A 6,506-nucleotide genomic window follows, 5' to 3' on the forward strand; every position below is an offset into this window, starting at 1 on the left:
CACCGGACACGCTCCGGATGGTTCTGGCCACGCGGATGGAAGCGGATGGAAACGGCTATGGGCCATGGCCCACAGCGTGTGGGGCGTGGCCTCGCCGCGTGGCGGCGGATGTGGGGCGTGCTCTCGCCGCGTGGCGGCAGACGCGGCGCGTAGCCTCGCTGCATGGCAGCAGACACCGCGCGGCAGGCGCTGGCGGGCGTCCATCGTTTGTATGCGCGACGGTCCGCGCCTATTCTCCTCGAGCTCGACCTCACCATGGATCCGGTCGAAGGGGTACCCGGTGATCCGGTGAGCGCGGCTCTGGCGCGGCGTCGCCCGTCCCTGCGCACCGTCGTGGACGGGCTGCGCCGGGCCCGGGAGGACGACCGGGCGGCCACGCTCATCGCCCGGATCGCCCCCTGCGGGACGCCGCTGGCGCGGGTGCAGGAGATCCGGGACGCGGTCATTGCCTTCCGGGAGGCCGGCGGGACCGCCTTCGCCTACGCGGACGCGTTCGGCGAGTTCGGCGGCGGGACCGTCCCGTACTACCTGGCCTGCGCGTTCGACCAGATCTGGCTGGCACCGCCGGGGGAGTTGGGCCTGACCGGGGTGGCCCTGGAGACACCGTTCCTGCGCGACGCCCTGGACCGGCTCGGCATCGAGATCCAGGTCGGGCAGCGCCACGAGTACAAGAACGCCGTCAACACGTTCGTGGAACGCGATTTCACCGCCGCGCACCGGGAGGCCAGCGAGCGGATCGTCGTCTCCAGCCTGTCCATGATTGTGGACGGCATCGCCACCGCCCGTGGCCTGTCCCCGGCACGGGTCCGCGAACTGATCGACAACGCGCCACTGTCGGCCGAGCAGGCTCGCAGGGGCGGTCTGGTCGACCGGTTGGGTTACCGGGACGAGGTCTACGCCGCTGCCCGGGCCCACGCCCGCCGCACCGCGGGCGACGGCACCGGCCCCGCGACGGACGCGGCTCACACGGCGGACGCGGCTCACACGGCGGGTGCCGGTGGCGAGGCCGAGGCTGGCGCGGACGCCGTGGCCAGGGGTGTGGCCAGGAGCACGGGCGCCACGGCCGAGGACGAGCGCGACGGCGTGATCCTGATGTACCTCTCCCACTACCAGCGGACGGCCCAGCGCCGGGAGGCGTCCCGGTCGCGGCTGCCCGCTCCCGTGCTCCACCGGGGTGGGCAGCTGGCGAAACCGGGCGGGAAGGCCTTCCGGCGCGGGTCCGAACGGCGCAAGGTGATCGCCGTCATCCACGGGACCGGGCCGGTACTGCTCGGCCGCGGTGGGCGCGCGCCGCTGCGGGGTCCGGCCATGACCTCGGACGCCCTCACCGCCGCCTTCCGGGCGGCGGGCCGTGACGAGGACGTTGCCGCGGCCGTGTTCCGGGTGGACAGCCCCGGCGGCTCGTACGTGGCCTCCGACCTGATCCGGCGGGAGGTCGAACGGTTCCAGGCCACCGGGCGTCCGGTGGTGGTCTCGATGGGGTCGGTGGCCGCCTCCGGCGGATATTTCGTCGCGCTCGGGGCGGACGCGATCGTGGCGCATCCGGGCACCCTGACCGGGTCCATCGGGGTGTTCGGTGGCAAGCAGGTCGTCCGCGAACTGCTGGACAAGATCGGTGTGCGCTTCGGTGCGGTCGCCGAGGGGGAGAACGCGCTGATGACCTCCCCGCGGCGGGAGTTCAGCCCGGCCGAACGCAAGAAGCTCGACGAGTTCCTGGACCGGGTCTACGAGGACTTCGTCACCAAGGTCGCCGCGGGCCGGAAGATGACGCCGGAGGCGGTGCACGAGGTCGCCCGGGGGCGGGTGTGGACGGGTGCCGACGCCCACGAGCGCGGCCTGGTGGACGTGCTCGTGGGGCTGTCCCAGGCCTGTGAGCTGGCCTGGGAGAAGGCCGGCCTGCCCACGTCGGTGACCCCGCGGCTGCGTGTCCTGCCGAAGCTGGCGCTGGCGGACAGGCTGCGCCCGCCGCGGTCGAGCGAGGATCCCGCGGCCGCTGGCGTGGGCGGGGTGCCGCTGGCCGGTCCGCTGTCGGCCGGCTTGCCCCTGACGGGCACGGCGCTGCTGGGGGCGTCACTGGAGGTGATGGCGCACCGGGTCGTCGGCGGGGTGTACGCCACCGCCGGTGGTGATGCGTTCGCCGCCGGCTGGGGTCCGCTGGCCGCTGCCGCGGCCCGGGCCGGCCTGCCGGCCGGTGGCCCGCTGCTGATGCCGCCGCTGGGCCGCATCACCTGAACGTCTGACCGATCGGCCTGATCGACCGAAAGGCCTGATCGACTGGAAGGCCTGGCCGGACGGAAGGCCTGGCCGGCCGTGAAAAGCCCGACCGGTCGAAAAGGGCTGGATCGGTCAGGAAAGTCGGATCATCCGATATGTTCCGAATCGGCGGGTGTTGCCGCTACCGCACCCATGATCATAATTTTTCCTGGTCGTCCGCGGCATTCCCGCAGTAACAGACCAGTAACAGGCTCGCGGTGCCCGGCCCGCCGCGACGGGCCATAGTGCCCGGTGGGTGGCCTGCTTTCGGCGGCGTCCGCGGGGCGGCCCGCCTCTGGACTCCCCTCGGACCCCCTTGTCACGGCACTGGCCGCGGCCGTCCCGTCGCGCACCGGACCAGCGGGCGGCCATGGGTGACACGTGCCTTGGGCACGTGTCACGAGCGTGGTGGCGATAGTCTCGGCCGGGTCGTATTTCGTCGGCGCCGCCGATGCCCGCCCTGTCGCACAGTAGCGTTCTAGTCGGGCGTGTCCGTCCGGACGCGCCACACCGGAGGTCGAGGCCCGTGCCGTCCATCGAGGCTGTAGGAGCTCGCGAGATCCTTGACTCGCGGGGCAACCCAACCGTTGAGGTCGAGGTCATCCTGGAGGATGGCACGCTCGGCCGCGCGGCCGTGCCCAGCGGCGCGAGTACCGGGGCGTTCGAGGCTGTCGAACTGCGTGACGGCGACGACCGTTACGGCGGCAAGGGCGTACGCAACGCGGTGACCGCCGTGATCGACCGGATCGGCCCCGAGATCGTCGGACTGGAGGCCACCGAACAGCGCATCCTCGACCAGACCCTGCTGGACCTCGACGGGACGCCGGACAAGTCCGCGCTGGGCGCGAACGCGGTGCTCGGGGTCAGCCTGGCGGTCGCCAGGGCCGCGGCCAAGGCGTCCGACCTGCCGCTGTTCCGCTATCTGGGCGGACCTGCCGCGCACCTGCTGCCGGTGCCGCTGCTGAACGTCGTCAACGGCGGCGCGCACGCCGACACCAACGTCGACATCCAGGAGTTCATGATCGCTCCGATCGGGGCGTCGACGTTCGCCGAGGCGCTGCGCTGGGGTGCGGAGACCTACCACGCGCTCAAGAGCGTGCTGAAGGCCCAGGGGCTGGCCACCGCCGTCGGCGACGAGGGCGGGTTCGCCCCGAACCTGCCAGCGAACCGTGCCGCGCTCGACCTGCTGGTGGAGGCCATCGGCAAGGCGGGCTTCCGGCCCGGGGAGGACATTGCGCTGGCCCTCGACGTGGCCTCGACGGAGTTCTTCGACGACGGCGCCTACCGCTTCGAAGGCGCCCGCCGCAGTGCGCAGGAGCTCAGCGACTACTACGCCGAACTGGTGTCGGCCTACCCGATCGTCTCGATCGAGGATCCGCTCGCGGAGGACGACTGGGCCGGCTGGGTGGAGCTCACCGCCCGTCTCGGCGAGTCGGTGCAACTCGTTGGTGACGACCTGTTCGTCACCAACCCGCAGCGGCTCGCCCGCGGCATCGCCGAGAAGGCCGGCAACGCCCTGCTCGTCAAGGTCAACCAGATCGGCACGCTTACCGAGACCCTGGACGCGGTGTCGCTCGCGCACCGTAACGGCTACCGCTCCATGATCTCCCACCGGTCCGGTGAGACCGAGGACACCACCATCTCCGACCTCGCGGTCGCCCTCGACGCCGGGCAGATCAAGACCGGCGCGCCGGCCCGCAGCGAGCGGGTCGCCAAGTACAACCAGCTGCTGCGCATCGAGGACGAGCTCGACGACGCCGCCCGATATGCCGGGGCGGGGGCCTTTCCCCGCTTTTCACCGACAGCCGGGTGACACCGGTGGCGCGCCGCACCCCGTTCACCACCCGGATGACCCTGCTGCTGGTGGTGATCTGCGTGCTCGTACTGACCCTGGCCTATCCGCTGCGGCTCTATCTGCGGCAGCGCAGCCAGATCGACGAGCTCGCGGCGCACAACGCCGAACAACGCGAACGGGTGGAGGCGCTGAAGACCAAGGTGGCCGGCTACGACGATCCGGCGTGGGCCCAGGACGAGGCCCGGGTCAGGCTGCACTACACCCGGCCCGGGGAGAAGGTCTATCTAGTGCCGGCAACGTCGGTCACCCCGACCCCGACCCCGGCCCCGACTCCCTCGGCCACCGCGCGATGACCGCTCGTCGGGGTGCCGGCGCGCCCGGCGTGGCCGTCACCGGCTCGACAGACACCATCGGCGGCCCGGCAGGCGCTGGCCCGGCAGGCGCTGTTGACGCGCTGCCCGGCACGGCCACCGGCCCTGGCGCGGCAGCTGGTTCCGGGATGGCAACTGGTTCTGGCGCGGCCGCCGGATCCGGTCCTGCCACTGGTTCTGACACGACCATTGGCCCTGGTACGCCTGCCAGGGCCAACCGGGCTACCGAGACAGGCCGGGCTACCGAGACAGGCCGGGCTACCGAGACAGGTACGGCCGCCGAGGTTGTCGAGGTTGTCGCGCGGCAGCTCGGCCGGCGGCCGCGGGCGATGCACCGGGTCGCCCACCGGTGTTCCTGCGGCCTGCCGGACGTCGTCGAGACCTGGCCGAGGCTGGCCGACGGGACGCCGTTTCCCACCCTGTACTACCTGACCTGCCCGCGGGCGGCGTCGGCGATCGGGCGGCTGGAGGCGTCCGGCCTGATGCGGGAGATGACCGAGCGGCTCGCCGCCGACCGTGACGGCGATCTCTCCCGCCGCTATCAGGCGGCACACCGCGACTACCTGACCCGCCGGGACGCCCTGGCCGAGTTGCCCGGCGCGCCGAGCGCGGGCGGCATGCCAGCCAGGGTGAAGTGCCTGCACGTGCTGGTCGCCCACAGCCTGGCCGCCGGCCCGGGGGTGAACCCGTTCGGTGACGAGGCACTGGCCCTGCTGCCGGACTGGGGCGCCCGCGGCCCGTGCGTGGCCGCCGGCCCGTGCACCTTCGCGCGGGACGCCACCTCCGGACGGGACGCGGGCTCTGGACGGGATGCCGGCTCCGCGCGGGAGATCGGGCAGGACGCGGGCCATGGACGGGATGCCGGCCTCGGCCGGGAGCACGCCTCCCGGCCGGAGAGCGGCTCCGGCCGGGAAAGCGACGGTGGGCTTACCAGGCACGGCGGCGACGCGAACCATCGGCGCCCGGGTAACGGCTCCGGCCAGAAAGACGGCGGCGGACGGAAGGGAAGATCGTCGTGACCCGGGTGGCGGCCATCGACTGCGGCACCAACTCGATCCGGTTGCTCGTCGCCGAGACAGCGAGCGGTGCCGACGCCAGCCCCACGCCGGACGGCCGTCCGGACCCCGTCGCGGATCATGCCAGCGGCGCGGGCCGCGCGAGTGACAGGCAGGCGGTCGCCGCCACCCCACGGCTGCGGGACCTGACCCGTCGCATGGAGATCGTCCGGCTGGGCGCCGGCGTCGACCGCACCGGCGAGCTGTCCCCCGAGGCGCTGGAGCGGACGTTCACGGCGCTGCGCGAATACGCCGCGGAGATCGACCGGCTTGGCGCGTCCCGGGTGCGGATGGTCGCCACCAGCGCGACCAGGGATGCCCGCAACCGGGACGTCCTGGTAACCGGGGTCCGCGCGATCCTCGGTGTCGAGCCGGAGGTGATCACCGGTGACGAGGAGGCCGCGCTGTCCTACGCCGGTGCCACCGGCGAGCTGCGCGGCCATCCCGAGCCGTTCGTCGTGGCCGACATCGGCGGTGGGTCGACCGAGCTGGTCCTCGGGGACGCGGCCCGGGCGCACGCGGCGAAGTCGGTGAACGTCGGCTGCGTGCGGCTGGCCGAACGGCATCTGCACGACGACCCGCCCGCGCCCGCGCAGCTCGCCGCGGTGGTCGCCGACGCTCACGCCGCGTTCGACCTGGCCGAGCGGACCGTGGCCATCCGCTCGGCCGCGACCCTCATCGGGGTCGCCGGGACGGTGACGACGGTGGCCGCCCTCGCCGCGGACCTGCCCGGCTACGACCCCGACCGGATTCACCTTTCCGTGACGTCGGCGTCGGACGTCGCCGCGGTGGCCGACCGGTTGGCGGCGATGTCGCATGCGCAACGGGCGGCGCTCCCGGTGATGCACCCCGGCCGAGTGGACGTGATCGTCGCCGGGGCTCTGGTGCTGCGGACGCTGCTCGAGCGGGTCGGAGCGACCAGCGTGATCGCCAGCGAGCACGACATCCTCGACGGCATCGCCCTGTCACTGCTCGTCCCGTGACCGTCCCGGTCCCTCCCGAGGCTCCCGTGTTTTCTGGTTTCTAGTAAAC

General features: G+C 72.9%; 4 protein-coding genes and 1 pseudogene. All 5 read left to right on the forward strand.

Features of this window, described 5'->3' with window-relative positions:
• Positions 1 to 162: 162 nt before the first annotated feature.
• The 5 genes and pseudogenes from sppA (at position 163) to CM1CMNOD_RS03335 (ending at position 6,457) form a co-directional block, all read left to right on the forward strand.
• Positions 163 to 2,232 carry a signal peptide peptidase SppA gene (gene sppA / locus CM1CMNOD_RS03315; protein WP_013872251.1) on the forward strand — a complete coding sequence of 690 codons (2,070 nt, stop codon included), beginning with the start codon at positions 163 to 165 and terminating at the stop codon, positions 2,230 to 2,232.
• A gap of 547 nt (positions 2,233 to 2,779) precedes the next feature.
• Positions 2,780 to 4,066, forward strand: coding sequence for a phosphopyruvate hydratase (gene eno / locus CM1CMNOD_RS03320; protein WP_013872252.1), 1,287 nt, complete (start codon positions 2,780 to 2,782; stop codon positions 4,064 to 4,066).
• A 5-nt stretch (positions 4,067 to 4,071) separates the two neighbouring features.
• Positions 4,072 to 4,401 carry an FtsB family cell division protein gene (locus CM1CMNOD_RS03325; protein WP_347176441.1) on the forward strand — a complete coding sequence of 110 codons (330 nt, stop codon included), beginning with the start codon at positions 4,072 to 4,074 and terminating at the stop codon, positions 4,399 to 4,401.
• A gap of 146 nt (positions 4,402 to 4,547) precedes the next feature.
• A pseudogene (locus CM1CMNOD_RS22195) lies at positions 4,548 to 5,174 on the forward strand (DUF501 domain-containing protein); the annotation flags it as partial.
• Positions 5,175 to 5,434: 260 nt separating this feature from the next.
• Positions 5,435 to 6,457 (forward strand): Ppx/GppA phosphatase family protein, encoded by a 1,023-nt coding sequence (locus CM1CMNOD_RS03335; protein WP_013872255.1) that lies wholly within the window; start codon positions 5,435 to 5,437, stop codon positions 6,455 to 6,457.
• The last annotated feature ends 49 nt before the right edge of the window (positions 6,458 to 6,506 follow it).

The organism is Protofrankia symbiont of Coriaria myrtifolia (assembly GCF_900634755.1).
Taxonomy (GTDB): Bacteria; Actinomycetota; Actinomycetes; order Frankiales; family Frankiaceae; genus Protofrankia; species Protofrankia coriariae.